This is a genomic window from Pseudomonas sp. B21-012, assembly GCF_024749305.1.
Classification (GTDB): domain Bacteria; phylum Pseudomonadota; class Gammaproteobacteria; order Pseudomonadales; family Pseudomonadaceae; genus Aquipseudomonas.
Map to the genome: position 1 here is coordinate 216,774 of NZ_CP087197.1, position 24,260 is coordinate 241,033.

Consider the following 24,260-nt stretch of genomic DNA (forward strand, 5'->3'; position numbering starts at 1 on the left):
GTCGGACAGAGGATAGCCCCAAAGGAGGGAAGATGAATCTCAGTGAAAAGCAGAAGATGCTCAGCGGCCAGCTCTATCACGCCAGCTGCCCGCAGCTGCAGGCCGAACAGATCGCCAACAAGCACTGGATGCAGCGCTACAACAACAGCGCCGAGCTGCTCAATGAGCAGCGCCATGGTTTGCTGGTCGAGCATTTCGGCAAGGTCGGTGACGGCGCGGTGATTCGCCCACCGTTCTATTGCGACTACGGCTACAACATCAGTGTCGGCGCCAATGTGTTCATGAACTTCAACTGCGTGATCCTCGACGTCACCCCGGTAAGCATCGGCGATGACTGCCAGATCGGCCCGGCGGTGCAGATCTACACCGCCGACCACCCGCTGGACCCGGCGCTACGCCGCAGCGGCCTGGAAAGCGGGCGGCCGGTGAAGATCGGCAACAACGTGTGGATCGGCGGCGGCGCGATCATCCTGCCGGGGGTGACGGTGGGCGACAACGCGGTGATCGGCGCCGGCAGCGTGGTCACCCGCGATGTGCCGGCGGGTGCCACCGTGGTGGGCAACCCTGCGCGGGTGCGCTAGGGCTGCCAGGGGCAGTAGCAGCCCACCGCCATGGTGTGCGTGGCGCTGACGGCGCGGCCCTGGCTCAGGGCGAGCAGGATCGGCTCGATGAAGCTGTTGCTGGAGTTGCAGGTGGCGCCTTCGCTGTAGGGGCCGAAGTAGGCCAGTTGGCCGTTGCGGTCCCAGATCGCCACGCCGGGGGTGGCCGGCAGGTGTTCGGCGCCGGGCAGCTCGCCCAGCGGTTTGAGCGCACTGAGGGTGGCAGGCAGCTGGCCGCGGGTGCCGGGTTTTTGCACCACGTAGAACTCCACGCCTTGGGGGGCGAAGTGCTCGATCAGCTCGCCCAGGTGCTGCTGGTTGCCGACGTTGCACGGGCAGGCCGGGTCCCAGAAGTGCACCAGGCGGATCGGGCCGGGGCCGGCAATGCCCGCCGGCAGTTGCAGGCGGTCGCCGGAGAACAGCGCGGTCTGGTTGTCGAAGGTGCGCAGGTAGCGGCTCTGAAAACTGTCGTAGGCCCACCACAGGCCGGCGCCGCAGAGGGCGGCGAGCAACAGGCCAAGCAGGGTACGCAGGGGCGAGCGGGGCATGTCGGCAGTGTCCGAAAAAAGTCGCCTAGCTTGCCATGCCGGCGGCGACAGATGAATATCACAGGTCAATAACCCGCTTTTGCGTCTGGAATTCTTTTATGCCCGCGTCATTTCAGCCCGACTCCCTACGTGCCAGCCTGACCTCCCTGGCGGCGCGGCAGCCGCTGTCGACGCAGGGCCAGGCCTATCAGCGCTTCTACGGGCTGGATCTGCCCGCCCGCGAAGAGGCCCCGCAGAGCTGGCTCGGGCGCTTCGACGCCGCAGGTTTCGAGGTGGTCGGCCAGGTGTGGCTGCCGGCAGCGCCAGTGGCAACGCTGATTCTGCTGCATGGCTTTTACGATCACATGGGCCTGTACCGGCATGTCATCGACTGGGCGCTGGACCAGCACTATGCGGTGATCTCCTGCGACTTGCCTGGGCACGGGCTGTCCAGCGGCGAGCGGGCCAGCATCGATGATTTCAGCGCCTACCAGCAGGTGCTGCATGCGTTGTTCGAGCAGGCCCGCAGCCTTGAGTTGCCGCAGCCCTGGCACCTGTTCGGGCAAAGTACCGGTGGCGCGATCGTCGTCGACCATCTGCTGCATCACGGCGCCCAGAGCCCGGCCCAGGGCGAGGTGATCCTGCTGGCGCCGCTGGTACGGCCACGGGCCTGGCGCTGGTCGAAGTTCAGCTACCGGGTGCTCAAGCCGTTCGTCAACGGCATCGAACGGCGCTTCAGCGAGAACAGCAACGACCCGACCTTCTTGCCGTTCCTGCTGGCCGACCCGCTGCAGCCAAGGCGCCTGCCGACGGCCTGGGTCGGGGCGCTGCTCGATTGGGTCAAGCGTATCGAGGCGGCGCCGCTCAGCCCGCGCCAGCCGCTGATCATCCAGGGCGAATGCGACATGACCGTCGACTGGCCGTACAACCTCAAGGTGCTGGGGGAGAAGTTCGCTGCGCCGCGGATCCTGATGATCCCCGAAGCGCGGCATCACCTGGCCAACGAGCTGCCGGCGATTCGCGCGCGCTATTTCGAGTTCATCGACCAGCGCCTGGGCTGATCACTTCAGCTGCGAGGTTTCCTGGCCCACCGCAAGGCCCGCGCGGATCGCCGCCAGGGCCGCCTTGTAGTAAGCCTTGCCTTCAGCGGATTCGGCAAAGGTGGCGAACTCTTCAAGCTCGGCGTCGGACAGGTCGCGATAGACGTACAGCAAGGTGTTGTTCAGCTCGCTGCCGATCTGCTCCATCAAACGCTGGCGCTGGCCGTCGAGCAGGCCCTGGGCCTGGCCGCCACCGAGCAGGCCGGGGATCATCTGGCTAAGGCTGTCGGCGGCGACCCCGGCAATCGCCAGGCTCACTTCGGCACCGGCTTCACGGGCCGGCAGGGCCTGGGCCAGGTGGCCGATGATCAGCAGGCGGTTGTCGCTGGCCTGGACCTTGGGCAGGCCCTTGGCATTCTTGGCCAACTGGTCGCGACGGGTGGCGAGCAGTTCGGCGGCGACGATCTTGCGCCCCAGCGGCGACTGGAAGAACGCCAGGGCCGGCGCTGGATCGCTGAGATTGGCGCGCAATTGGGCCTCGGCGCGTTTATCCACGGCCTGGGCCTGGAAGCGCTGATTGCTGTTATTGACCAGCGCCTGGTAAACCGCAGGCGGCAGGCTGTTGCGATAGCGCTGCTGGGCGACATCGAGGGCATCGGTAAAGTGGGCGCGCTGCTCGGGCCAGCCGGCGACCTTGTAGAGTTGGTCGAGGCTGTCTGCCCAGACAGGCGTGGTGCAGATCATCATCAGCAGTAAAAACAAACGGCGCATTCAGGACTCCTGTCGGCAGGGCGCTATTGTCCTTGCCATGGCGGGGCTTTGTCGAGAAGCCATTGCATACTCTCGGCCAAGTGGCGCTGTCGGATTTCGCAGCAGATCGATACTATGCGCGACATGCACATATCCCCTGATGACCCCCTGCTGTTGCGCATCGTCGACGACCTGGCCACCCGTGGCTGGTCGCAGCAAGATACCTTTCTTCCAGAGCCTCTGACCCTGGCGCTGGCGGCCGAGTGCCGCAAACGCGCCGCCGAGGGCGAGCTGGAACCGGCAGCCGTGGGTCGGGGCGTTGCCCAGGAGGTCCGCGAGGGCATCCGCGGCGACCGCATCCAGTGGCTGGAGCCCGGCCAGGCCGAGCCTTGCGACCACTACCTGGCGCTGATGGACAGCCTGCGCCTGGCCCTCAATCGCGGGCTGTTCCTCGGTCTTGAGGACTTCGAGTGCCACTTCGCCCTGTATCCGCCGGGTGCCTTTTATCGCAAACATCTTGACCGCTTTCGCGACGACGACCGGCGCATGGTTTCGGCGGTGATCTACCTCAATGAAGGCTGGCAGCCCGAACATGGCGGCCAGCTACGCATGACCCTCAAGGGTGAGGTCGAGCACGACGTGCCACCGATCGGCGGTTGCCTGGTGGTGTTCCTGTCCGGCGAAGTCCCCCATGAGGTGCTGCCGGCCCATCGCGACCGCCTGTCCTTGACCGGCTGGTTCCGCCGCCGTGGCAACGAGCCGTTCTGAGATGCACAAGGTCCTGGTCAGTGCCTGCCTGCTCGGCCAGCCGGTGCGCTATGACGGACGCGCCAGCGGCCATCCGGATTTGCTCCAGCAGTGGCAAAACCAGGGGCGCATCGTGCCTTTGTGCCCTGAAGTGGCCGGCGGCTTGCCAACGCCACGGCCACCGGCGGAGATCCTCGGTGGCCAGGGCGCAGCGGTGCTCGAAGGTGACACGCAGGTACTGACCGTCACGGGCGAGGATGTCAGTGTGCAATTTCTGGCCGGTGCGCAGCGGGCGCTGGAGCTGGTGCGGCGGCATGGCATCCGTATCGCGGTGCTCAAGTCAGGCAGTCCTTCGTGTGGCAATCTGCTGACTTATGACGGTACCTTCAGTGGCACCAAAGTCACCGGCGAAGGGGTGACTGTGGCGTTACTGCGCCGGGAAGGGGTGCAGGTGTTCAGTGAGCTGGAGCTTGAGGCGGCAGAGCAAGCCTTGAAACAGCTTTAACACCATCGCGGGGCACCGGGCCCGGTGGGAGCGGGCTTGCCCCGCGAAGCTTTTGTTACTTAGGCGGCTTGCTCGCATCCATCCCGAACCACTTCTGCGACAGCTCGCTCAGCCGGCCATCGGCCTTGATCCGCTGCAGCGCGCCGTCCAGGGAGTTCTGGAACGCCGGGTTTCCCTTCTGAAACGGAATCGCCAGGGTCAGGATCGGGCCAACGGTGGCCCCCTTGCTCACCGCTTGCTGGCTGTCGCGGATGGCATAGGGCACCAGCAAACGGTCGCTGATGGCGGCATCGATCTGGTCGCTGGCCACGTCTTTGATCGGCTGCATGGCATCCGCGTAGCTGCGCAGGTCCACGCCTTCGACCACCCGCGCCTGTTCGGCGAACTGGCTGCCCTGGACCACGCCCAGGCTATGGCCCTTGAGGGCCTGGAGGGAACTCAGCGGGCGCTTTTCTTCCTTGCGCACGATCAGTTGGGCACTGGAATACGCGTAGGGCTCGCTGAAATCCAGGCGCTCCTTAAGCTCAGGGGTAGCGGCGATGTGGTTGATGGCGATGTCGTAGCTGCCGCTTTCAACGCCTTGCAGCAGGTCTTTGGCTTCAACCACGACAAACTCGGCGCGCACATCCAGTTCGTTGGCCAGCAACTGTCCAAGTTCGACTTCGAAGCCGCTCAGCTTGTCGTTTTCCTTGAAATTGAACGGCGCCATGTTGGCTTCTACGGCAATGCGCAGTTCACCGCGGTCGTTGACGTCGTCGATCAGCTCGGCCTGTGCCCATGGGCTGAGCAGGGTGGCAAGTAGTACCCCAATGGCAAAACGCATTTAAGCCCCTTGAATGCTTGGCAGTGAAATCGAGTCGCCGCGACTTTCTGGTGTTGTCACGGTCGAACACAACTTAAGACCACGTCAGGTGGAGGATGTTTAACGGGCGGTGAAATTTTTCTGTCACCGTTGTTAAACATGTTTTGACGCATTTGGACTATGGTAATCCACCGTTGCCGTTCGTTCAGTGGCAAGGGTTATTGAAGTAAAACACAGGAGAAGTGAATGAAAAGCCTATTTTCGCGTGCAGCCGTCGCCGGATTGCTGATGGGGGTCTCGGCCTTTGCCGCTGCCGCCGATGGCCTGAAAAGCCAGGAGCCGCCAAAAGACGCCAAGGTCTTCATCGTTTCCCCGGCCGATGGCGCCACGGTCGACCAGACCTTTACCGTCAAATTCGGCATCGAGGGCATGGAGCTCAAGCCGGCGGGTGATCAGACCCCGCATAGCGGCCACCACCACTTGCTGGTGGACGTCGATCAAGAACCTGCAGCCGACCAGGTACTGCCAACCAGCCTGCTGCCGGAAAACAACGCGCCGCTGGCGGCGGGCCCACAGGTGCTGCACTTCGGCAAGGCACAGACTGAAGTAAAACTGACCCTGACCCCGGGCAAGCACACTCTGCAACTGGTGCTGGGCGACAAGTTCCACGTGCCGTTCAAGCCAAGCGTCGAGTCGAAGAAGATCACCGTTACCGTCAAGTAAGGCGGGCATAAAAAAGGGAGGCCATCACGGCCTCCCTTTTTTGTCGCACGGAAAACTTAGAACAGAACGCGGGAACGGATGGTGCCCTTGATCTGTTGCAGTTTTTCTTGCGCCAGGTCCGAGTACTCGGCGTCAACGTCGATAACCACGTAACCGACTTTCTCGTTGGTCTGCAGGAACTGACCGGAGATGTTGATCCCGTTTTCGGCGAACACTTTGTTGATTTCGCTGAGTACACCCGGGATGTTTTCGTGGATGTGCAGCAGGCGGTGTTTGCCCGGGTGCGCCGGCAGGGCCACTTCAGGGAAGTTGACCGACGACACGGAAGTACCGTTGTCGCTGTACTTGACCAGCTTTTCGGCCACTTCCAGACCAATGTTGGCCTGGGCTTCAGCGGTGGAACCGCCGATGTGCGGGGTCAGGATCACGTTGTCCAGGCCACGCAGCGGGCTTTCGAATTGCTCGTCGTTGGAGCGCGGCTCGACCGGGAACACGTCGATGGCGGCGCCAATCAGGTGCTTGTCCTTGATCGCCGCAGCCAGGTGATCCAGTTCGACCACGGTACCGCGGGCGGCGTTGATCAGGATCGAGCCCTTCTTCATCGCGCGGATTTCTTTCTCGCCGATCATCCACTGGGTGGATGGCAGCTCAGGCACGTGCAGCGAGACGATGTCGGCCAGGCCCAGTAGTTCGTTGAGGCTGGTGACCTGGGTCGCGTTGCCCAGTGGCAGCTTGGTCAGCGGGTCGAAGAAGAACACCTGCATGCCCAGGCTTTCGGCCAGGACCGACAGTTGCGTGCCGATCGAGCCGTAGCCGACGATGCCCAGCTTCTTGCCGCGGATCTCGAAGGAGTTGGCCGCGCTCTTGATCCAGCCGCCACGGTGGCAGGAAGCGTTTTTCTCGGGGATGCCGCGCAGCAGCAAGATCGCTTCGGCCAGCACCAGCTCGGCCACCGAGCGGGTGTTGGAGTACGGCGCGTTGAACACGGCGATACCGCGCTCACGAGCGGCGTTCAGGTCAACCTGGTTGGTACCGATGCAGAAACAGCCGACAGCGACCAGTTTCTTGGCGCAGTCGAAAACCTCTTCGGTCAGTTGAGTGCGCGAGCGGATGCCGATGAAATGGGCATCAGCGATCTTTTCTTTCAACTCAGCGTCGGGCAGAGAACCGGTGAGGTACTCGATGCTGGTATACCCGGCGGCCTTGAGGACGTCCACGGCGGATTGGTGGACGCCTTCGAGAAGAAGGAACTTGATCTTGCTCTTATCGAGAGAAGTCTTGCTCATCTGCGTAAACCTGTGTCCCGGAGAAAAATGGCAGGGAAGTGAAGCTCTCGCAGCATCGGCCTGAAGCACGATCAGCGGGGGGCGTATGCTAGCATGAGTACCCCCCGATACGCCCATCCCTGGGACGTGAAGAGTGCTCAGGGTGACTATGAATAGTTCGAGAGTTCTATCGATGACCGATTCTGCGCTGATTGATGAGCTGATGACCCTGGTAGAGCCCGGCAAGGTGCTGACCGATGCCGCCTCCCTTGAGGCTTACGGCAAGGACTGGACCAAGCACTTCGCCCCCGCGCCCTCGGCCATCGTCTTCCCCAAGAGCATCGACCAGGTCCAGGCCATCGTGCGCTGGGCCAACCGGCACAAGGTCGCCCTGGTGCCGTCGGGCGGTCGCACCGGGCTATCAGCTGCAGCGGTGGCGGCCAATGGCGAGGTGGTCGTGGCGTTCGACTACATGAACCAGATTCTCGATTTCAACGAGTTCGACCGCTCGGTGGTCTGTCAGCCGGGGGTGGTTACCCAGCAGCTACAGGATTTTGCCGAAGACAAGGGCCTCTACTACCCAGTGGACTTTGCCTCGGCAGGTTCCAGCCAGATTGGCGGCAATATCGGCACCAATGCCGGCGGGATCAAGGTTATTCGCTACGGCATGACCCGCAACTGGGTGGCCGGCCTCAAGGTCGTCACCGGCAAGGGCGACCTGCTCGAGCTGAACAAGGACCTGATCAAGAACGCCACCGGCTACGACCTGCGCCAGCTGTTCATCGGCGCCGAGGGCACCCTGGGCTTTGTGGTCGAGGCGACCATGCGCCTGGATCGGGCGCCGAACAACCTCACGGCGATGGTCCTCGGTACCCCGGATTTCGACTCGATCATGCCGGTGCTGCACGCGTTTCGCGCCAAGCTCGACCTGACAGCCTTCGAGTTCTTTTCCGACAAGGCCCTGGCCAAGATCATGGGCCGTGGCGACGTGCCGGCACCGTTCGAAACCGACTGCCCGTTCTATGTCTTGCTGGAGTTCGAAGCCAGCAACGAAGAGGTGGCCAATGATGCCCTGGCCACTTTCGAGCACTGCGTCGAGCAGGGTTGGGTGCTCGACGGCGTCATGAGCCAGAGCGAGCAGCAACTGCAGAACCTGTGGAAGTTGCGCGAGTACATCTCCGAGACCATCTCGCACTGGACCCCGTATAAGAACGACATTTCCGTGACCGTGTCGAAAGTGCCAGCGTTCCTGAAAGATATCGACGCGATCGTCGCCGATAACTACCCGGACTTCGAAGTGGTCTGGTATGGCCACATCGGCGACGGCAACCTGCACCTGAACATCCTCAAGCCCGACAACCTGAGCAAGGACGAGTTCTTTGCCAAGTGCGCGACGGTCAACAAGTGGGTGTTCGAGACCGTCGAGAAGTACAACGGCTCGATCTCTGCCGAGCATGGCGTCGGCATGACCAAGCGCGACTACTTGACCTACAGCCGTTCGCCGGTCGAAATCGAATACATGAAAGCAGTGAAGGCGGCGTTCGATCCTAACGGGATCATGAACCCGGGCAAGATCTTCGCGGTCGAGTAAGCCACAGGCACAAGAGCATCCAATAGCGCCAGGAGTCGGTAATGAGCTATCAGCACCAGTATGTAGACGGCACGCGTATTCACTTTCCGCTGGGCAAGGTGGTGTGCATCGGGCGCAACTATGCAGAGCACGCCAAAGAGCTGGATAACCCGATCCCGAGTGAGCCGCTGCTGTTCATCAAGCCAGGCAGTTGCGTGGTGCCGCTCGACAGCGGCTTCAAGATCCCGACCGAGCGTGGCTCGGTGCACTACGAGACGGAAATTGCCGTATTGCTCGGCAAGTCGCTGTCCACCAGCCCCACAGAAGAAGAAGTGCTCGACGCCATTTCCGGTTTTGCCCCAGCCCTAGACCTGACCCTGCGCGACCTGCAGGCGCAGCTCAAAGAGAAGGGCCTGCCGTGGGAGCGCTCCAAGTGCTTCGATGGCGCCTGCGTACTGCCGCCGTTCGTGCCAGTCAGTGCCTTTGAAGACCTGACTGACATCGGCATCCGCCTGACCCTCAACGGTGAGGTGCGCCAGGACGGCAACAGCGCGCTGATGCTCAACCCGATCGTGCCGATGATCCAGCACATGGCCACGCAATTCTCGCTGCTGGCCGGCGACGTGATCCTCACCGGTACCCCGGTTGGCGTCGGCCCGCTCAACCCCGGCGACCAACTGGTGCTCGAACTGCCAGGCGTCAGCCGTTTCGAAAGCCAGGTGCTCTGAACCACCGACGTGGCAGCCAGAAATACTGGCTGCCATACTGCCCGTCGGCTTTTGCCATTTTTTTCACAATCGATCCGGATAATGCTTGCGGACCTGGCTCTGCGAAATGTGCCGGTACGGTGTTATCAACTGGCAAAAAGAGCACAAATCCATGGCCACTCCTCTTCCTTCGAGCAATTCCCTGCCGCCTGCGCGCAAGCGTGGCCTGGCCCTGCGCTGGTCCACCTGGCTGGTGGCCGCGGCGATCATCGGCTATGGCGTGGCGATCGCCATGCATTGGGATGACCGTGGCCTGCTCTGGTTGCAGGAGCGTTTCGAAAGCCAGAGCGAGCAACAGGCGAGCATCTGGTTGCCGGACTACCAGGTCGATATCGATGCCAAGGTATTGCCGGGCATGGAGGACGATGAAGCTTCCGACCTGTCCTACAACCCGGTGAGCAAAACTCTGTTCGCGGTCATGGGCAAGAATCCCTTTCTGGTCGAACTGACCCTTGAAGGCGATGTGCTGCGCAAGATGCCCCTGGTAGGCTGGAGCAACCCCGAGGGCGTGGCCGTGCTTGAAGGCGGGCGCCTGGCGATCGTCGACGAGCGCGATCACAAGATGACCATCGTCACCCTTGCTGCCGACACCAAGTCGCTGAACATCGCCGATTTCCCCCAATACGACCTCGGCCCCTCGGCAAACCAGAACAAGGCCTTCGAAGCCGTGGCCTGGGACCCTCTGCAGCAGCGCATCATCCTCGGTGAAGAGCGGCCGCCGGCATTGTTCACCTGGAAAAGCGACGGCCACAGCCCGCTGACCGGCGACAAGCAGCCGCTGCCAAGCGACGAACTGGACCTGCGCAACCTCTCGGCGCTGGGTGTCGACCCGCGCACCGGGCATCTGCTGGTGCTGTCGGCTGACTCCAACATGCTCCTGGAGCTGGACGAGAAGGGCGAGCAGGTCAGCTTCATGACCCTGCTGGGCGGCTTCAACGGCCTGAAGAAGCGAATTCCGCGCGCCGAAGGCGTGGCGATGGACGAACACGGCACGCTGTACATCGTCAGTGAGCCGGACTTGTTCTATCGTTTCAAAAAGCCGTGATTTCAGACTTTTCCTACGTCAGGATTTAAGTTTCGCTTCAGTTGAGTGTGGGAAGATTCAGGCTGTCACCCAAAGAGTCCACCTGAATGCGTCGCTACATCCGCCTGCCGCTGATTTTCCTGGTTGCGAGCCTGCTCGCCTTGCTCCTGGTCGCCGTTGCCGGGCAGCAATACCGTTTGTTCGAGCGCGGCTGGTTCAACCTCAAGACCTGGTGGCAGCCGTTCGAGCAGAGCATCGGCCTGGATCAATACCAGGTGGTGCTTGAGGCGCAACCCATCGAAGGCCTGGACGACGATATCTCGGCGCTGACCTTCGACCCTGACCGCAACAGCCTGTTCACCGTGACCAACAAGCGCTCCGAGCTGATCGAGCTGTCGCTGGACGGGCGCATCCTGCGGCGCGTGCCGTTGACCGGCTTTGGCGATCCGGAGGCGGTGGAGTACGTCGGCGCCAACAGCTACGTGATTACCGATGAGCGCGAGCAGCGCCTGATTCGCGTGCGCCTGACCGACAACACGCCGTTTCTCGACGCCAAGGATGCCGAACAGCTGACCTTGGGCATTGGCCTCAATGGCAACAAAGGCTTTGAAGGCCTGGCCTACGACTCGGCCGGCAAGCGTCTGTTCGTCGCCAAGGAGCGCGACCCGATGCTGATCTACGAAGTGCATGGCTTCCCCCACGACAACCCCGAGCAGCCGTATGCGGTGCATGTGGTGCAGGACCAGAAGCGTGATTCGCGACTGTTTGTGCGGGATCTGTCGAGCTTGCAGTTCGATGAGCGCAGCGGCCACTTGCTGGCGCTGTCGGATGAGTCGCAACTGGTGCTGGAGCTGGATGTGCAGGGCAAGCCGTTGAGCACCTTGTCGCTGCGCAAGGGTTTTCAGGGCTTGAACAAGAGTGTGCCGCAGGCCGAAGGTATCGCCATGGACGATGCCGGGACCATTTACCTGGTCAGCGAGCCGAACCTGTTTTACGTGTTCAAGAAGCCGACCGAGTAGGCATTATCGCGGGGCAAGCCCGCTCCTACATTGTAGGAGCGGGCTTGCCTCGCGATGCTATCAGGCCTTGAGGCTCTTGACCCCTTCCGAAGTCCCCAGCAACAGCAGATCCGCCGGGCGCGCCGCGAACAGGCCGTTGGTGACCACGCCGACAATCGCGTTGATCTGGCTTTCCAGCTCGACCGGGTTGGTGATCTGCAGGTTGTGCACATCGAGAATGATGTTGCCGTTATCGGTCAGCACACCCTCGCGGTACACCGGGTCGCCACCGAGCTTGACCAGCTGGCGGGCCACATGGCTGCGGGCCATGGGGATGACTTCGACCGGCAGCGGGAAGGCGCCCAGCACCGGTACCAGCTTGCTGGCGTCGGCGATGCAGATGAAGGTCTTGGCCACGGCGGCAACGATTTTCTCGCGGGTCAGGGCCGCGCCACCACCTTTGATCAGGTTCAAGTGCTCGTCACTTTCGTCGGCGCCGTCGACGTAGAACTCCAGGTCACTGACAGTGTTCAGCTCGTACACCGGAATGCCATGACCCTTCAGGCGTGCCGCGGTCGCTTCGGAGCTGGCGACCGCGCCGTCGAAGGCGGTCTTGTGCTTGGCCAGGGCATCAATGAAGCAGTTGGCGGTCGAGCCGGTGCCGACGCCGACGATGCTCTTGTCGTCGAGCTTGGGCAGAATGAAATCGACAGCGGCCTGGGCGACAGCCTGTTTGAGTTGGTCCTGGGTCATGCGGGCTCCGAAGCGGGGAGGAGTATCGTGAAGGCGCGTAGTATAGCGGCTAAAACCCCTGCCTTGCTGTGGTCGCCCGACAGGGCGCTGGGGTAGACTCGCAAACCCCGCCCAACCGCTCAGTGATGCTTTCCCGATGCTCGAACAGTACGTCAAGAAGATCCTCACCTCGCGCGTTTACGACGTCGCCGTCGAAACTCCGTTGCAGACCGCCGGCCAGCTGAGCAAGCGTCTGGGCAACAACATCCTGCTCAAGCGTGAAGACTTGCAGCCGGTGTTCTCGTTCAAGATTCGCGGTGCCTATAACAAGCTGGCCCAGCTCAGTGCTGAGGAACTGGCCCGTGGCGTGGTCACCGCATCGGCTGGCAACCACGCCCAGGGCGTGGCCCTGGCGGCCCGTGAGTTGGGGATCAAGGCTACCATCGTGATGCCCAAGACCACCCCCGAGATCAAGATCGAAGGCGTGCGTTCGCGCGGCGGCAAGGTGGTGCTGCACGGTGACTCGTTCCCGGAAGCGCTGGCCTATTCGCTGAAGCTGGTGGACGAGAAGGGTTATGTCTACATCCACCCCTATGACGATCCGCACACCATCGCCGGGCAGGGCACTGTGGCCATGGAGATCCTTCGTCAGCACCCGGGTCAGCTGGACGCGATCTTCGTCCCGGTCGGTGGTGGCGGCCTGATCGCCGGCATCGCCGCCTACGTGAAGTACCTGCGCCCGGAAATCAAAGTGATCGGCGTCGAGCCGGACGACTCCAACTGCCTGCAGGCCGCCATGGCCGCGGGTGAGCGCGTGATATTGCCGCAGGTCGGGCTGTTTGCCGATGGCGTGGCGGTGGCGCAGATCGGCCAGCACACCTTCGACATCTGCAAGGACTACGTCGACGCGGTGATTACCGTCAGTACCGACGAGATCTGCGCAGCCATCAAGGATATCTACGACGATACCCGCTCGATCACCGAACCTGCCGGAGCCTTGGGTGTTGCCGGGATCAAGAAGTACGTCGAACTCAATGGCGTGGCCGGCCAGACCCTGGTGGCCATCGACTCCGGCGCCAACGTCAACTTCGACCGCTTGCGCCATGTTGCCGAGCGCGCCGAGCTTGGCGAGGGCCGCGAAGCCATCATCGCCGTGACCATCCCCGAGCAGCCGGGCAGCTTCAAGGCCTTCTGCGAGGCGGTGGGCAAGCGCCAGATCACCGAATTCAACTACCGCTACCATGCCGACGGCGAAGCACACATCTTTGTCGGCGTGCAGACCCATCCGGATACCGACCCGCGTAGCGCGCTGATCCAGAGCCTGACCGAGCAAGGCTTCCCGGTGCTCGACCTGACCGACAACGAGCTGGCCAAGCTGCATATCCGCCACATGGTCGGCGGCCATGCGGCGCGGGTCAGCGACGAGCTGGTGCTGCGGTTCGAGTTTCCGGAGCGTCCGGGGGCGCTGTTCAACTTCCTCAACAAGCTGGGCGGGCGCTGGAACATCTCGATGTTCCACTACCGCAACCATGGCGCGGCCGATGGTCGCGTGGTCGCCGGCCTGCAGGTACCGGATGATGAGCGCCACCTGGTGCCGGCGGCGCTGGCCAAGATTGGCTACCCGTACTGGGACGAAACCGATAACCCGGCGTACCGGCTGTTCCTGGGCTGAGCGTCTACGCTGTTGGGCAACGCCTGAGGAAGAAATAAGAAATGGAACTGCTGACTACCCTGAAAACCGCCCACATCCTGGCCACCGTGTTGCTGCTGGGCAGCGCCCTGGGGCTGGCGATCTGGACCTTTATTGCGCGTCGCAAGGGCGATGCCAGTGCCCACACCCGGCTGATGGCCCGGCCACTGGTGTTTGTCTGGCTGTTGATGGGCATCTGCCTGGTGAGCATGCCCTTTACCGGCTGGTGGCTGGTGCACCTGATCGGCTGGCCGCTGGGCCAGACCTGGGTGCTGGGGTCCAGCGTGATCTACACCTTCGCAGCGTTCAGCTGGTTCTGGCTGCTGGCGCGGGTCAACCGCCTGCGCACGGCGCCGACTGTGGGCAACCCGAAGTTCACCCTGGCGCTGGCGGTGTTCAGCGGTGTCTGTTTTATCGCCATCGCCGGGCTGATGGGTGCCAAGCCGGTCTGATCAAGCGGGCTTCGGTGGGAGCGAGCAGTCGCTCCCATAGCGGCGATCAATCGCGCAGGCTGATCACCGGCCAACCGCGCTTTTCAGCTTCGGCGCGCAGGTTCGGGTCCGGATCGACGGCGACCGGGTTGGCCACCTTCTCCAGCAGCGGCAGGTCGTTCATCGAGTCGCTGTAGAAGTAGCTGTCGTCCAGGCTGTAGCCGTTTTCCAGCAACCAGCGGTTCAGGCGCGTCACTTTGCCTTCACGGAAGCAGGGTATATCGGTACTGCGCCCGCTGAAACGGCCGTCGACCATTTCGCATTCGGTTGCCAGCAGGGTCTGCACGCCCAGGCGTTTGGCGATCGGGCCGGTGATGAAACGGTTGGTGGCGGTGATGATCACCAGTTTGTCGCCGGCATCCTGGTGCTTTTTCAGCAGGGCCAGGGCCTTGGGCAGGATGATCGGCTCGACGCAGTCGCGCATGAAGTCGCGATGCCATTCGTCGAGTTGCGCCATTTCCGTGGTCGCGAGGATTTCCAGGCTGAAGTTCAGGTAGGCGTTCAGGTCCAGCTTGCCGGCCAGATAGTCCTGATAGAAGGCGTCGTTGCGGTTCTGGTACTCGACCGGGTCGAGAATGCCGCGTTCGCACAGGTAGTCACCCCAAGCGTGGTCGCTGTCGCCACCAAGGAGCGTGTTGTCCAGATCGAATAAAGCCAGGCGCATTTAAGTCACTCGCATAACATCTGAAAAGTCCCACAGAATACGGACTTTTCACATCGGTGCACATAAGGTAAACAGGCGCGTTGCTGGCCTTGTGACCTTTGTGGAACAATGCCGTGACATGCGTTTGCGAGGTTGCTGCCGTGATCGACCCCGATGGTTTTCGCCCCAATGTCGGGATCATTCTGACGAATGATCTTGGGCAGGTGCTATGGGCTCGACGGATCAACCAGGATGCCTGGCAGTTTCCCCAGGGAGGTATCAACCCCGAGGAAACGCCGGAAGATGCCCTGTACCGCGAGCTGAACGAAGAAGTGGGGCTGGAGCGAGATGATGTTGAAATTCTTGCCTGCACCCGCGGCTGGTTGCGTTATCGTTTACCCCAACGCCTGGTCCGTACCCACAGCCAACCGCTGTGCATCGGCCAGAAACAGAAATGGTTCCTGCTGCGCCTGGTCTCCAACGAGCAACGGGTGCGAATGGACTTGACCGGTAAACCGGAGTTCGACGGCTGGCGCTGGGTCAGCTATTGGTATCCGCTGGGCCAGGTGGTGACATTCAAGCGCGAGGTTTACCGCCGCGCTCTCAAAGAGCTTGCCCCGCGCCTGCTGGCGCGCGACTGACGACGGAGTTCGACCCCGAGCCATGCTCAATACGCTGCGCAAGATCGTCCAGGAAGTTAACTCCGCCAAGGATCTCAAGACGGCGTTGGGGATCATTGTGTTGCGCGTAAAAGAGGCCATGGGCAGTCAGGTCTGCTCCGTCTACCTGCTCGACCCCGAGACCAACCGCTTCGTGCTGATGGCCACCGAGGGCCTGAACAAGCGCTCGATCGGCAAGGTCAGCATGGCCCCCAACGAGGGCCTGGTGGGCCTGGTCGGCACCCGCGAAGAGCCGCTGAACCTGGAAAACGCCGCCGACCACCCGCGTTATCGCTACTTTGCTGAAACCGGCGAGGAGCGCTTTGCTTCCTTTCTCGGTGCGCCGATCATCCACCACCGTCGGGTGGTCGGGGTGTTGGTCATCCAGCAAAAGGAGCGGCGCCAGTTCGACGAGGGCGAAGAAGCCTTTCTGGTGACCATGAGCGCGCAGCTGGCCGGGGTTATCGCCCATGCCGAGGCCACCGGTTCGATCCGTGGCCTGGGCCGTCAGGGCAAGGGTATCCAGGAGGCCAAGTTCGTCGGTGTGCCCGGTTCACCCGGCGCTGCGGTGGGCAAGGCGGTGGTCATGTTGCCACCGGCCGACCTCGATGTGGTGCCGGACAAGACCGTTGATGACATCGACGCCGAACTGAAACTGTTCAACAACGCCCTGGAAGGGGTGCGCGAAGACATGCGCAACCTCTCCGCCAAACTCGCCACCCAGTTGCGCCCGGAAGAGCGCGCGCTGTTCGACGTCTACCTGATGATGCTCGAAGACGCGGCCCTGGGCGGTGAAGTGGTGCAGGTGATCAAGACCGGCCAATGGGCCCAGGGCGCGCTGCGCCAGGTGGTCGGCGAGCACGTCAATCGCTTCGAACTGATGGACGACGCCTACCTGCGCGAGAGGGCTTCGGACGTGAAGGATCTGGGCCGGCGACTGCTGGCCTACCTGCAGGAGGCCCGTCAGCTGTCGTTGGTCTATCCCGACAACACCATTCTCATCAGCGAAGAACTCACCCCGGCGATGCTCGGCGAAGTGCCGGAAGGCAAGCTCGTCGGCCTGGTCTCGGTACTGGGCTCGGGCAACTCCCACGTTGCCATCCTGGCCCGGGCCATGGGCATTCCGACCGTCATGGGCCTGGTCGACCTGCCGTATTCCAAGGTCGACGGCATCGACATGATCGTCGATGGCTACAAGGGCGAGGTCTACACCAACCCCAGCGAAGTGCTGCGCAAGCAGTACGCCGAAGTCGTCGAAGAAGAACGCCAGCTGGCCCAGGGCCTTGACGCCCTGCGCGAACTGCCTTGCGTGACCCTCGATGGCCACCGCATGCCGCTGTGGGTCAACACCGGCCTGCTTGCCGATGTCGCTCGCGCCCAGCAGCGTGGCGCCGAAGGCGTCGGCCTGTACCGCACCGAAGTGCCGTTCATGATCAACCAGCGCTTCCCCAGCGAGAAGGAGCAGCTGGCGATCTATCGCGAGCAACTGGCGGCCTTCCACCCGCTGCCGGTGACCATGCGCAGCCTGGATATCGGCGGCGACAAGGCGCTGTCGTACTTCCCGATCAAGGAAGACAACCCGTTCCTCGGCTGGCGCGGTATTCGCGTCACCCTCGACCACCCGGAAATCTTCCTGGTGCAGACCCGCGCCATGCTCAAGGCCAGTGAAGGCCTGAACAACCTGCGCATTCTGCTGCCGATGATTTCCGGTATTCACGAACTCGAAGAAGCCCTGCACCTGATCCACCGGGCCTGGGGCGAAGTGCGCGACGAAGGCACCGACGTGCCGATGCCGCCGGTGGGGGTGATGATCGAAATCCCTGCGGCGGTGTACCAGACCCGCGAGCTGGCGCGCCAGGTGGACTTCCTCTCGGTCGGCTCAAACGACCTGACCCAGTATTTGCTGGCGGTCGACCGCAACAACCCGCGCGTCGCCGACCTCTATGACTACCTGCACCCGGCGGTGCTCCAGGCCCTGCAGAACGTGGTGCGCGATGCCCATGCCGAAGGTAAGCCGGTGAGCATCTGCGGCGAGATGGCCGGTGACCCGGCGGCGGCGGTGCTGCTGATGGCCATGGGTTTCGACAGCCTGTCGATGAACGCTACCAACCTGCCCAAGGTGAAGTGGATGTTGCGTCAGGTCAGCATGAGCAAGTCCAAGGAACTGCTGGCCCAGGCCATGGGCATCGACAACCCGCAAGTTATCCACAGCTCGCTGCAGCTGGCCCTGAAGAACCTGGGCCTGGCGCGGATGATCGGGCCAGGAGTGGGCAAGCCTTTGTGAGGTTTGGGGGCTGCTTTGCAGCCCATCGCTGGCTTGCCAGCGATAGCGTCAGACCTGCAAACACACCTCCCCCAGATGCCCTCCAAGCGGCCCAAAACTGCGCTCCACTAAATGTCGCCGGCCATCGGCCTCGACAATCAGCACGGTACTGGCTCGGGTCCCGTAGTTCTGGCTGGCAATGAACACGCTCGACAATAACCGCTCGGTACCCAGGCCGACGCCGGTCTCTGGCAGCTCGCTGTCTGCCGCCGGCAGGTTATCCCCAAGTAACTCCAGCAAGCGTTGCGGCTGTGGATCGGCCAGTTGCAATTGCAAGCCCGCCCGCGCCTTGATCAGCTTCGGCCAGGGCGTATCCAGGCCGGCGTTGGACAACCCGTAAACCCCGGCGCCCAGCAACTGCGGCGTGGCTTGCCGGGCATTCAGGTAACCCAGTTGCGTGCTGTCGGCGACCAGCAGGTTGAACCCCGAATATTGCTGGCTGCGGCTGGCCACCTGATCCAGGTAAGCCTCAACCCCAAGCTCCCCGCGCAAAAACGCCGCCACCAGCTCGCCGCGCGAGCGCGTGCCCTGGGGTTGCTGCGGGTCGCGGATATTGGTCAGCGCGGCGAAGCGGCCGTTGGGGCCGACCCCCAGCCAGGTGCCGCCGGCTTCCAGGTCGCGCCCGGCGTAAACCCCGGGCGCATCTTCCCAGGCCCCCAGTACGCGGCTGGGGCGGGCGTAGAACTCATCACGGTTGGCCGCGACGATCAGCGGCTGGGCATGCCCAGGCCGCCAGGCAAAGACGATCAGACACATAGGTGGACCTCTGTGTTTTTGCCCACTCTACCGATAGCGTCCGACGCGATCCATCGACTTAATGTGTCTTCACTAGAGCCGCAGGCCTACCTTCCGTTACCATGCCGGACTGAATTTACGGGGGCGACAATGGAATTCGTGCTCTATCTGGCGCTGGGCGCCTGCGCAGGCGTGCTGGCCGGGCTGTTTGGGGTTGGTGGCGGCATTATCATCGTGCCGGTGCTGGTGTTCAGTTTCACCCTGCAAGGCTTCGACGCGTCGGTGCTGACCCACCTGGCGGTGGGCACCTCGCTGGCGACCATTGTCTTCACCTCGGTCAATGCCATCCGCGAGCACCACCGCAAGGGCGCGGTGCAGTGGCCGATCTTTGTCTGGATGACCCTGGGGATCCTGGTCGGTGCGGGTATCGGTGCCAAGACCGCCTCGGCCATTCAGGGGCCAATGCTGCAAAAGATCATCGGCGTGTTCGCTCTGGTGATCGCCGCGCAGATGGCCCTCGACCTCAAGCCCAAGGCCAGCCGCGGCATCCCTGGCAAGCCCGGGCTGACCCTCGCCGGCAGCGTGATCGGCTGGGCCTCGGCGATCTTCGGCATTGGCGGCGGCTCGTTGACCGTGCCGTTCCTGACCTGGCGCAGCCTGCCGATGCAGCAGGCGGTGGCAACTTCGTCGGCCTGCGGGTTTCCGATTGCGGTGGCCAGCGCCCTGAGTTTCATCTGGCTCGGCTGGCACGACCCGCACCTGCCCGCCCATAGCCTGGGTTTTGTGTACCTGCCGGCGCTGCTGGGGATTGCCCTGACCAGCATGTTTTTCGCCCGCTTCGGCGCGCGCCTGGCACATAAACTGTCGCCACGCCTGCTCAAGCGGCTGTTCGCCGCGCTGCTGTTTTGCGTCGGCCTTAGCTTTTTGCTTTAACGAGAGGAGTCACCATGCTGCCTTATCCGCAGATAGATCCAGTAGCCCTTGACCTGAAATGGATCAAAATCCATTGGTACGGTCTGATGTACCTGGTCGGCATCGGCGGCGCCTGGCTGCTGGCCTCGCGTCGCCTGAACCGCTTCGACCCGACCTGGAGCCGCGAAAAACTCTCGGACCTGGTGTTCTGGCTGTCCATGGGCGTAATTGTCGGCGGGCGGTTGGGCTACGTGCTGTTTTATGACCTGCACGCCTACCTGGCCAACCCGACCTTGATCCTCGAAGTGTGGAAGGGCGGCATGTCGTTCCACGGCGGCTTTATCGGCGTGATGCTCGCCGCCTTGTGGTTCGGCAAGCGCAACAACAAGTCGTTCTTCGAGCTGATGGACTTCGTTGCGCCACTGGTACCGATCGGCCTCGGTGCGGGGCGTATCGGCAACTTCATCAACGCCGAGTTGTGGGGCAAGGCCACTGATGTGCCGTGGGCGATGGTCTTCCCGCCGTTCAGCGACCCGGCGCAGTTGCCGCGTCACCCGTCGCAGCTGTACCAGTTCGCCCTGGAAGGTGTGGCATTATTCCTGATCCTTTGGCTGTACTCGCGCAAACCGCGCCCGACCATGGCCGTTTCCGGCATGTTCGCGCTGTTCTACGGTATTTTCCGTTTCATCGTAGAGTTCGTGCGGGTACCCGATGCCCAGCTTGGCTACATCGCCTTCGGCTGGTTGACCATGGGTCAGTTGCTCTGCGTGCCGATGATTGTCGGTGGCATCTTCCTGATCTGGTGGGCCTACAACCGCAAACCCACGGTCAAGGCCGCCGTTTGAATTTCCACGGCAGGGCGATCCCCTGCCGTCTTTGCTACAGGTAAGCCATGAAACAGTATCTAGATCTGGTCCGCGACGTCATCGAAAACGGCACCCTTCAAGGTAACCGTACCGGTATCCGCACCATCAGCCTGCCTGGCGCCATGCTGCGCTTCGACCTGCAGAAGGGCTTCCCGGCCATCACCACCCGCAAGCTGGCGTTCAAGTCGGCCATCGGCGAGATGGTCGGCTTCCTGCGTGGCGTGAAGAACGCCGGCGAGTTCCGTGAGCTGGGCTGCAAGGTCTGGGATCAGAACGCCAACGAAAACGCCCAGTGGCTGGCCAACCCGTTTCGCCAGGGCCATGACGACCTCGGCGAGATCTACGGCGTGCAATGGCGCCAGTGGCCGGCCTACAAGCGCATCCCGCTGAGCAACCCGGCGGCCATCGAACTGGCCAAGAGCCAGGGCTTCCAGCAGATCGCCCAGGCCGAGGAAGACGGCGAAGCCTTCGTGGTGCTGTACAAGGCCATCGACCAGATCCGCCAGTGCATCGACACCATCCACAACGACCCGGGCAGCCGGCGCATCCTGTTCCACGGCTGGAACTGCGCCCAGCTCGACGAAATGGCCCTGCCGCCGTGCCACCTGCTGTACCAGTTCCACCCGAATGTCGAGACCAGGGAAATTTCCCTGACCCTCTACATCCGCTCCAACGACCTGGGCCTGGGCACGCCGTTCAACCTCACCGAAGGCGCCGCACTGCTGTCGCTGATGGGCCGCCTGACCGGCTACACGCCGCGCTGGTTCACCTATTTCATCGGTGATGCGCATGTCTACGAAAACCACCTGGACATGCTGGGCGAACAGCTCAAGCGCGAGCCGCTGGCTGCGCCGAAGCTGGTGATCAGTGATCGCGTGCCGGAATTCGCCAAGACTGGCGTGTACGAGCCAGAGTGGCTAGAGAAGATCGAACCGAGCGACTTCAGCCTCGAAGGCTACGAGCACCACGCGCCAATGACGGCGCCGATGGCGGTCTGATCCTGTAGGAGCGGGCTTGACCCGCGATGCGGTCTGTCAGTCACATCGCATCGCGGGGCAAGTCGGGTCGCCGCACCGCCGCTCCTACAGGTACCTTAATCAGTGCCCGTGGCTTCTGCCCACATGTGAATGCTCCGCCTCTGGCGCCGTTACTGCGCCATTGACCTCAAGATGCTGCAGGATCGAGCACTGGACCTCCTTGGGATGGCAGTGCTGACGCAGTTCCAGCAGTTGCGCCTGCAGTGCCTGCAGCCCATCGATGCGCGCCTTGACGTGCTGGATGTGCTCGTCGATCAACGCATTGACGCTTTCGCACTGGTCATCCGGGCTGTCGCGCAGGTGCAGCAGGCTGCGGATTTCTTCCAGGGTCATGTCGAGGGTGCGGCAGTTGCGGATGAAGGTCAGGCGCTCGACGTGGGCCTGGGTGTACATCCGGTAGTTGCCTTCGCTGCGCGCCGGCTCCGGCAGCAGGTTTTCCCGCTCGTAGTAACGGATGGTTTCCACCGCGCAATCGGTGGCCTTGGCCAGTTCTCCGATCTTCATCTGCAAATACCTCGACAAGTGGCTTGACCCTATAGTGGCTACAGGGTGTTCACTTGGCAACAGGACATTTAAGGATGAACCCATGAATCAGCCTGTCAGCCACACCCCCGGTAAAGCTCCTCACGATCATGACCACAGCCATGATCACGCCAGGCATGAACATGCCGAGCACGCCCACAGCTGCTGTTCCCACGACGCCGCACCGGCGCTGGTGCAACTGAGCGAGGCGAGCAGCGCCGGTGCGCGCCTGAGCCGCTTTCGCATCGAGGCCATGGATTGCCCGACCGAACAGACCCTGATCCAGAACAAACTGGGCAAGCTGGCCGGGGTCGAGCAGCTGGAATTCAACCTGATCAACCGCATCCTCGGCGTGCGCCACACCCATGCCGACACTGTCGCCATCGAGCAGGCGGTCGCCTCGTTGGGTATGCAGGCCGACCCGTTGAGCGAGGCCAGCGAAGAAGCTGGCGCTGCGCCTGCGCCGGTGAAAAAACACTGGTGGCCGCTGGCGTTGGCCGGTGTTGCGGCACTGGGCGCCGAAGCAATCCACTTTGCCGAGCTGGCGCCGTCCTGGGTAGTGGCCCTGGTCGCCCTGGTGTCGATCCTCAGTTGCGGTCTGGGCACCTACAAAAAGGGCTGGATCGCCCTGAAGAACGGCAACCTCAACATCAACGCACTGATGAGCATCGCCGTGACCGGCGCGGTGCTGATCGGCCAGTGGCCGGAAGCGGCCATGGTCATGTTCCTCTTCACCGTCGCCGAGCTTATCGAAGCGCGCTCGCTGGACCGCGCGCGCAACGCCATCGGCGGTCTGATGCAGTTGAGCCCGGACCTTGCCACCGTGCAGCAAGCCGATGGCCAGTGGCGTGAGCTGGACGTCAAGCAGGTCGCCCTCGGTGACCTGGTGCGCGTGCGTCCCGGCGAACGCATCGGCCTGGACGGCGAGGTGGTCAGCGGCCAGTCGAGTATCGACCAGGCACCGATCACCGGCGAGAGCCTGCCGGTAGAGAAGGGCCCCGGTGACAAGGTGTTCGCCGGCACCATCAACCAGGCCGGGGCATTGGAGTACCGGGTGACGGCGGCGGCCGGGCAATCGACCCTGGCGCGGATCATCAAGGCCGTGGAAGAAGCCCAGGGCGCGCGGGCGCCGACCCAGCGCTTCGTCGACCAGTTCTCGCGCATCTACACCCCGGCGGTGTTTGCCTTCGCCCTGGCGGTGGCGGTGATTCCGCCGCTGTTCATGGCTGGCGCCTGGTTCGACTGGATCTACCGCGCGCTGGTGTTGCTGGTGGTGGCCTGCCCCTGTGCCTTGGTGATTTCCACCCCGGTGACCATCGTCAGCGGCCTGGCCGCGGCGGCGCGCAAAGGCATCCTGGTCAAGGGCGGGGTGTACCTGGAGGGCGGGCGCAAACTCGACTTCCTGGCCCTGGACAAGACCGGCACCATCACCCACGGCAAGCCGGTGCAAACCGACCATGAAGTGCTCGAACCGTTGTTCGAAGGCCGCGCCCAGGCGCTGGCGGCAAGCCTTGCCGATCGTTCCGACCACCCGGTATCGCGCGCCATTGCCGTGTTTGCCAATGAGCAGCGGTTGCCCCTGAGTGAAGTAACGGCCTTTGAAGCCCTGGCAGGTCGCGGCGTACGTGGCGAGATCGACGGCGAGCTGTATCACCTCGGTAACCATCGCCTGGTCGAGGAGCTGGGCCTGTGCTCGGCACAGCTCGAAGCCCGGCTCGATACCCTGGAGCGGCAGGGCAAGACCGTCGTGCTGCTGCTCGACAAGTCCGGCCCGCTGGCGCTGTTCGCCGTCGCCGACACGGTCAAGGACAGCAGCCGCGAGGCAATTGCCGAGCTGCATGAGCTGGGTATCAAGACTGTCATGCTGACCGGCGACAATCCGCACACGGCCCAGGCGATTGCCGCCCAGGTCGGGATCGACCAGGCCCATGGCAACCTGCTGCCGGCCGACAAGCTCAAGACCATCGAGGACCTGTACGCCCAGGGCCATCGGGTCGGCATGGTCGGCGACGGCATCAACGATGCGCCGGCACTGGCCCGCGCCGAGATCGGCTTTGCCATGGCCGCGGCCGGTACCGACACCGCCATCGAGACCGCCGACGTGGCATTGATGGATGATGACTTGCGCAAAATCCCGGCCTTCGTCAGGCTCTCGCGCCAGAGTGCGGCGATCCTGACTCAGAACATTGTTCTGGCGCTGGGGATCAAGGCGATCTTCCTGGCAGTCACCTTCGCCGGCATGGCAACCATGTGGATGGCGGTGTTTGCCGACATGGGCGTGAGTTTGCTGGTGGTCTTCAACGGCCTGCGCCTGCTGCGTAAATAGAGGATCT

The 24,260-nt window shown here is 62.9% G+C and carries 25 protein-coding genes; 17 read left to right on the forward strand and 8 right to left on the reverse strand.

Annotated features, from left to right (window positions below; genetic code table 11):
• Positions 1 to 32 precede the first annotated feature (32 nt).
• Positions 33 to 581, forward strand: a complete 549-nt coding sequence (locus tag LOY37_RS00940) for a sugar O-acetyltransferase (RefSeq protein ID WP_258716139.1) — start codon at positions 33 to 35, stop codon at positions 579 to 581.
• Here LOY37_RS00940 and LOY37_RS00945 read toward each other — a convergent pair.
• A complete protein-coding gene (locus LOY37_RS00945) occupies positions 578 to 1,147 on the reverse strand; it encodes a DUF6436 domain-containing protein (RefSeq protein WP_093377366.1) in 570 nt (189 codons plus the stop codon). The two genes, LOY37_RS00940 and LOY37_RS00945, sit on opposite strands and share 4 nt — an antisense overlap.
• Before the next feature lie 98 nt (positions 1,148 to 1,245).
• Here LOY37_RS00945 and LOY37_RS00950 point away from each other — a divergent pair, with 98 nt between their 5' ends.
• Positions 1,246 to 2,187: an alpha/beta hydrolase gene (locus tag LOY37_RS00950; protein WP_195885428.1), complete on the forward strand. Its 942-nt coding sequence runs from the start codon at positions 1,246 to 1,248 to the stop codon at positions 2,185 to 2,187.
• Here the strand turns inward: LOY37_RS00950 and LOY37_RS00955 are convergent, their stop codons facing one another.
• Positions 2,188 to 2,937: a DUF2059 domain-containing protein gene (locus tag LOY37_RS00955; protein ID WP_258716140.1), complete on the reverse strand. Its 750-nt coding sequence runs from the start codon at positions 2,935 to 2,937 to the stop codon at positions 2,188 to 2,190.
• Between the two features lie 114 nt (positions 2,938 to 3,051).
• Between LOY37_RS00955 and LOY37_RS00960 the strand changes: the two genes are divergently transcribed.
• A complete protein-coding gene (locus LOY37_RS00960) occupies positions 3,052 to 3,684 on the forward strand; it encodes a 2OG-Fe(II) oxygenase (RefSeq protein WP_258716141.1) in 633 nt (210 codons plus the stop codon).
• 1 nt (position 3,685) lies between these two features.
• Entirely contained in the window at positions 3,686 to 4,168 is a 483-nt protein-coding gene (locus LOY37_RS00965; RefSeq protein ID WP_093377352.1) for a DUF523 domain-containing protein, read from the forward strand.
• Between the two features lie 55 nt (positions 4,169 to 4,223).
• Here the strand turns inward: LOY37_RS00965 and LOY37_RS00970 are convergent, their stop codons facing one another.
• Positions 4,224 to 4,991 (reverse strand): transporter substrate-binding domain-containing protein, encoded by a 768-nt coding sequence (locus LOY37_RS00970; protein ID WP_258608835.1) that lies wholly within the window; start codon positions 4,989 to 4,991, stop codon positions 4,224 to 4,226.
• 225 nt (positions 4,992 to 5,216) lie between these two features.
• Between LOY37_RS00970 and LOY37_RS00975 the strand changes: the two genes are divergently transcribed.
• Positions 5,217 to 5,693, forward strand: a complete 477-nt coding sequence (locus LOY37_RS00975; protein WP_258716142.1) for a DUF4399 domain-containing protein — start codon at positions 5,217 to 5,219, stop codon at positions 5,691 to 5,693.
• Between the two features lie 56 nt (positions 5,694 to 5,749).
• Here LOY37_RS00975 and serA read toward each other — a convergent pair whose 3' ends face one another.
• A complete protein-coding gene (gene serA, locus LOY37_RS00980; protein WP_045201808.1) occupies positions 5,750 to 6,979 on the reverse strand; it encodes a phosphoglycerate dehydrogenase in 1,230 nt (409 codons plus the stop codon).
• Positions 6,980 to 7,151: 172 nt separating this feature from the next.
• Between serA and LOY37_RS00985 the strand changes: the two genes are divergently transcribed.
• From LOY37_RS00985 to LOY37_RS01000, 4 genes are all read left to right on the forward strand, one after another.
• The gene (locus tag LOY37_RS00985; RefSeq protein ID WP_045201810.1) at positions 7,152 to 8,549 is read left to right on the forward strand and encodes an FAD-binding oxidoreductase; all 1,398 of its coding nucleotides are present in this window, start codon (positions 7,152 to 7,154) and stop codon (positions 8,547 to 8,549) included.
• 41 nt (positions 8,550 to 8,590) lie between these two features.
• Positions 8,591 to 9,256 carry a fumarylacetoacetate hydrolase family protein gene (locus LOY37_RS00990; protein ID WP_258716143.1) on the forward strand — a complete coding sequence of 222 codons (666 nt, stop codon included), beginning with the start codon at positions 8,591 to 8,593 and terminating at the stop codon, positions 9,254 to 9,256.
• 151 nt (positions 9,257 to 9,407) lie between these two features.
• Positions 9,408 to 10,340 carry an SdiA-regulated domain-containing protein gene (locus tag LOY37_RS00995; protein ID WP_093377345.1) on the forward strand — a complete coding sequence of 311 codons (933 nt, stop codon included), beginning with the start codon at positions 9,408 to 9,410 and terminating at the stop codon, positions 10,338 to 10,340.
• Positions 10,341 to 10,426: 86 nt separating this feature from the next.
• Entirely contained in the window at positions 10,427 to 11,338 is a 912-nt protein-coding gene (locus LOY37_RS01000; RefSeq protein ID WP_195885432.1) for an SdiA-regulated domain-containing protein, read from the forward strand.
• 60 nt (positions 11,339 to 11,398) lie between these two features.
• Here LOY37_RS01000 and rpiA read toward each other — a convergent pair whose 3' ends face one another.
• Positions 11,399 to 12,070, reverse strand: coding sequence for a ribose-5-phosphate isomerase RpiA (gene rpiA / locus LOY37_RS01005; protein WP_010222132.1), 672 nt, complete (start codon positions 12,068 to 12,070; stop codon positions 11,399 to 11,401).
• Positions 12,071 to 12,206: 136 nt separating this feature from the next.
• On the opposite strand from rpiA, the gene ilvA reads away from it, so the two are divergent.
• Both ilvA and LOY37_RS01015 read left to right on the forward strand, forming a co-directional pair.
• Positions 12,207 to 13,721: a threonine ammonia-lyase, biosynthetic gene (ilvA, locus tag LOY37_RS01010; RefSeq protein WP_258716144.1), complete on the forward strand. Its 1,515-nt coding sequence runs from the start codon at positions 12,207 to 12,209 to the stop codon at positions 13,719 to 13,721.
• A gap of 41 nt (positions 13,722 to 13,762) precedes the next feature.
• Positions 13,763 to 14,191: a DUF2269 family protein gene (locus LOY37_RS01015; protein ID WP_045201819.1), complete on the forward strand. Its 429-nt coding sequence runs from the start codon at positions 13,763 to 13,765 to the stop codon at positions 14,189 to 14,191.
• Positions 14,192 to 14,237: 46 nt separating this feature from the next.
• Here the strand turns inward: LOY37_RS01015 and LOY37_RS01020 are convergent, their stop codons facing one another.
• Positions 14,238 to 14,894 (reverse strand): HAD family phosphatase, encoded by a 657-nt coding sequence (locus LOY37_RS01020; RefSeq protein ID WP_258608847.1) that lies wholly within the window; start codon positions 14,892 to 14,894, stop codon positions 14,238 to 14,240.
• Between the two features lie 140 nt (positions 14,895 to 15,034).
• Between LOY37_RS01020 and LOY37_RS01025 the strand changes: the two genes are divergently transcribed.
• Together LOY37_RS01025 and ptsP are read left to right on the forward strand one after the other, a co-directional pair.
• Entirely contained in the window at positions 15,035 to 15,514 is a 480-nt protein-coding gene (locus LOY37_RS01025) for an RNA pyrophosphohydrolase (protein WP_010222140.1), read from the forward strand.
• 22 nt (positions 15,515 to 15,536) lie between these two features.
• Positions 15,537 to 17,816: a phosphoenolpyruvate--protein phosphotransferase gene (gene ptsP / locus LOY37_RS01030; protein ID WP_045201822.1), complete on the forward strand. Its 2,280-nt coding sequence runs from the start codon at positions 15,537 to 15,539 to the stop codon at positions 17,814 to 17,816.
• A 48-nt stretch (positions 17,817 to 17,864) separates the two neighbouring features.
• Here the strand turns inward: ptsP and LOY37_RS01035 are convergent, their stop codons facing one another.
• On the reverse strand, positions 17,865 to 18,611 hold the full coding sequence (locus tag LOY37_RS01035) for an NRDE family protein (protein ID WP_258716145.1): 747 nt from the start codon (positions 18,609 to 18,611) through the stop codon (positions 17,865 to 17,867).
• 129 nt (positions 18,612 to 18,740) lie between these two features.
• Here LOY37_RS01035 and LOY37_RS01040 point away from each other — a divergent pair, with 129 nt between their 5' ends.
• The 3 genes from LOY37_RS01040 to LOY37_RS01050 are packed head-to-tail and all read left to right on the forward strand — an operon-like array spanning position 18,741 to position 21,366.
• Positions 18,741 to 19,523 carry a sulfite exporter TauE/SafE family protein gene (locus LOY37_RS01040; protein ID WP_045201826.1) on the forward strand — a complete coding sequence of 261 codons (783 nt, stop codon included), beginning with the start codon at positions 18,741 to 18,743 and terminating at the stop codon, positions 19,521 to 19,523.
• Between the two features lie 14 nt (positions 19,524 to 19,537).
• Positions 19,538 to 20,347, forward strand: a complete 810-nt coding sequence (gene lgt, locus LOY37_RS01045; RefSeq protein WP_045201832.1) for a prolipoprotein diacylglyceryl transferase — start codon at positions 19,538 to 19,540, stop codon at positions 20,345 to 20,347.
• A 47-nt stretch (positions 20,348 to 20,394) separates the two neighbouring features.
• On the forward strand, positions 20,395 to 21,366 hold the full coding sequence (locus LOY37_RS01050; RefSeq protein ID WP_045201834.1) for a thymidylate synthase: 972 nt from the start codon (positions 20,395 to 20,397) through the stop codon (positions 21,364 to 21,366).
• Between the two features lie 99 nt (positions 21,367 to 21,465).
• On the opposite strand, the gene cadR is transcribed toward LOY37_RS01050, so the two are convergent.
• Entirely contained in the window at positions 21,466 to 21,909 is a 444-nt protein-coding gene (cadR, locus tag LOY37_RS01055) for a Cd(II)/Pb(II)-responsive transcriptional regulator (protein ID WP_045201835.1), read from the reverse strand.
• 82 nt (positions 21,910 to 21,991) lie between these two features.
• Here cadR and LOY37_RS01060 point away from each other — a divergent pair, with 82 nt between their 5' ends.
• Positions 21,992 to 24,253, forward strand: coding sequence for a heavy metal translocating P-type ATPase (locus LOY37_RS01060; RefSeq protein ID WP_258716146.1), 2,262 nt, complete (start codon positions 21,992 to 21,994; stop codon positions 24,251 to 24,253).
• Positions 24,254 to 24,260: the final 7 nt, after the last annotated feature.

What these genes read in the sequence shown, in the direction of transcription:
- LOY37_RS01035 (WP_258716145.1), bottom strand. Translation starts at nt 18,611, where the DNA reads ATGTGTCTGATCGTCTTTGCCTGGCGGCCTGGGCATGCCCAGCCGCTG.
- LOY37_RS00965 (WP_093377352.1), top strand. Translation starts at nt 3,686, where the DNA reads ATGCACAAGGTCCTGGTCAGTGCCTGCCTGCTCGGCCAGCCGGTGCGC.
- LOY37_RS01015 (WP_045201819.1), top strand. Translation starts at nt 13,763, where the DNA reads ATGGAACTGCTGACTACCCTGAAAACCGCCCACATCCTGGCCACCGTG.
- LOY37_RS00985 (WP_045201810.1), top strand. Translation starts at nt 7,152, where the DNA reads ATGACCGATTCTGCGCTGATTGATGAGCTGATGACCCTGGTAGAGCCC.
- cadR (WP_045201835.1), bottom strand. Translation starts at nt 21,909, where the DNA reads ATGAAGATCGGAGAACTGGCCAAGGCCACCGATTGCGCGGTGGAAACC.
- LOY37_RS00945 (WP_093377366.1), bottom strand. Translation starts at nt 1,147, where the DNA reads ATGCCCCGCTCGCCCCTGCGTACCCTGCTTGGCCTGTTGCTCGCCGCC.
- serA (WP_045201808.1), bottom strand. Translation starts at nt 6,979, where the DNA reads ATGAGCAAGACTTCTCTCGATAAGAGCAAGATCAAGTTCCTTCTTCTC.
- LOY37_RS01060 (WP_258716146.1), top strand. Translation starts at nt 21,992, where the DNA reads ATGAATCAGCCTGTCAGCCACACCCCCGGTAAAGCTCCTCACGATCAT.
- LOY37_RS00990 (WP_258716143.1), top strand. Translation starts at nt 8,591, where the DNA reads ATGAGCTATCAGCACCAGTATGTAGACGGCACGCGTATTCACTTTCCG.
- LOY37_RS00960 (WP_258716141.1), top strand. Translation starts at nt 3,052, where the DNA reads ATGCGCGACATGCACATATCCCCTGATGACCCCCTGCTGTTGCGCATC.
- rpiA (WP_010222132.1), bottom strand. Translation starts at nt 12,070, where the DNA reads ATGACCCAGGACCAACTCAAACAGGCTGTCGCCCAGGCCGCTGTCGAT.
- LOY37_RS00940 (WP_258716139.1), top strand. Translation starts at nt 33, where the DNA reads ATGAATCTCAGTGAAAAGCAGAAGATGCTCAGCGGCCAGCTCTATCAC.
- LOY37_RS00970 (WP_258608835.1), bottom strand. Translation starts at nt 4,991, where the DNA reads ATGCGTTTTGCCATTGGGGTACTACTTGCCACCCTGCTCAGCCCATGG.
- ptsP (WP_045201822.1), top strand. Translation starts at nt 15,537, where the DNA reads ATGCTCAATACGCTGCGCAAGATCGTCCAGGAAGTTAACTCCGCCAAG.
- lgt (WP_045201832.1), top strand. Translation starts at nt 19,538, where the DNA reads ATGCTGCCTTATCCGCAGATAGATCCAGTAGCCCTTGACCTGAAATGG.
- LOY37_RS01040 (WP_045201826.1), top strand. Translation starts at nt 18,741, where the DNA reads ATGGAATTCGTGCTCTATCTGGCGCTGGGCGCCTGCGCAGGCGTGCTG.
- LOY37_RS01050 (WP_045201834.1), top strand. Translation starts at nt 20,395, where the DNA reads ATGAAACAGTATCTAGATCTGGTCCGCGACGTCATCGAAAACGGCACC.
- LOY37_RS01020 (WP_258608847.1), bottom strand. Translation starts at nt 14,894, where the DNA reads ATGCGCCTGGCTTTATTCGATCTGGACAACACGCTCCTTGGTGGCGAC.
- LOY37_RS00950 (WP_195885428.1), top strand. Translation starts at nt 1,246, where the DNA reads ATGCCCGCGTCATTTCAGCCCGACTCCCTACGTGCCAGCCTGACCTCC.
- LOY37_RS00975 (WP_258716142.1), top strand. Translation starts at nt 5,217, where the DNA reads ATGAAAAGCCTATTTTCGCGTGCAGCCGTCGCCGGATTGCTGATGGGG.
- ilvA (WP_258716144.1), top strand. Translation starts at nt 12,207, where the DNA reads ATGCTCGAACAGTACGTCAAGAAGATCCTCACCTCGCGCGTTTACGAC.
- LOY37_RS00955 (WP_258716140.1), bottom strand. Translation starts at nt 2,937, where the DNA reads ATGCGCCGTTTGTTTTTACTGCTGATGATGATCTGCACCACGCCTGTC.
- LOY37_RS01000 (WP_195885432.1), top strand. Translation starts at nt 10,427, where the DNA reads ATGCGTCGCTACATCCGCCTGCCGCTGATTTTCCTGGTTGCGAGCCTG.
- LOY37_RS00995 (WP_093377345.1), top strand. Translation starts at nt 9,408, where the DNA reads ATGGCCACTCCTCTTCCTTCGAGCAATTCCCTGCCGCCTGCGCGCAAG.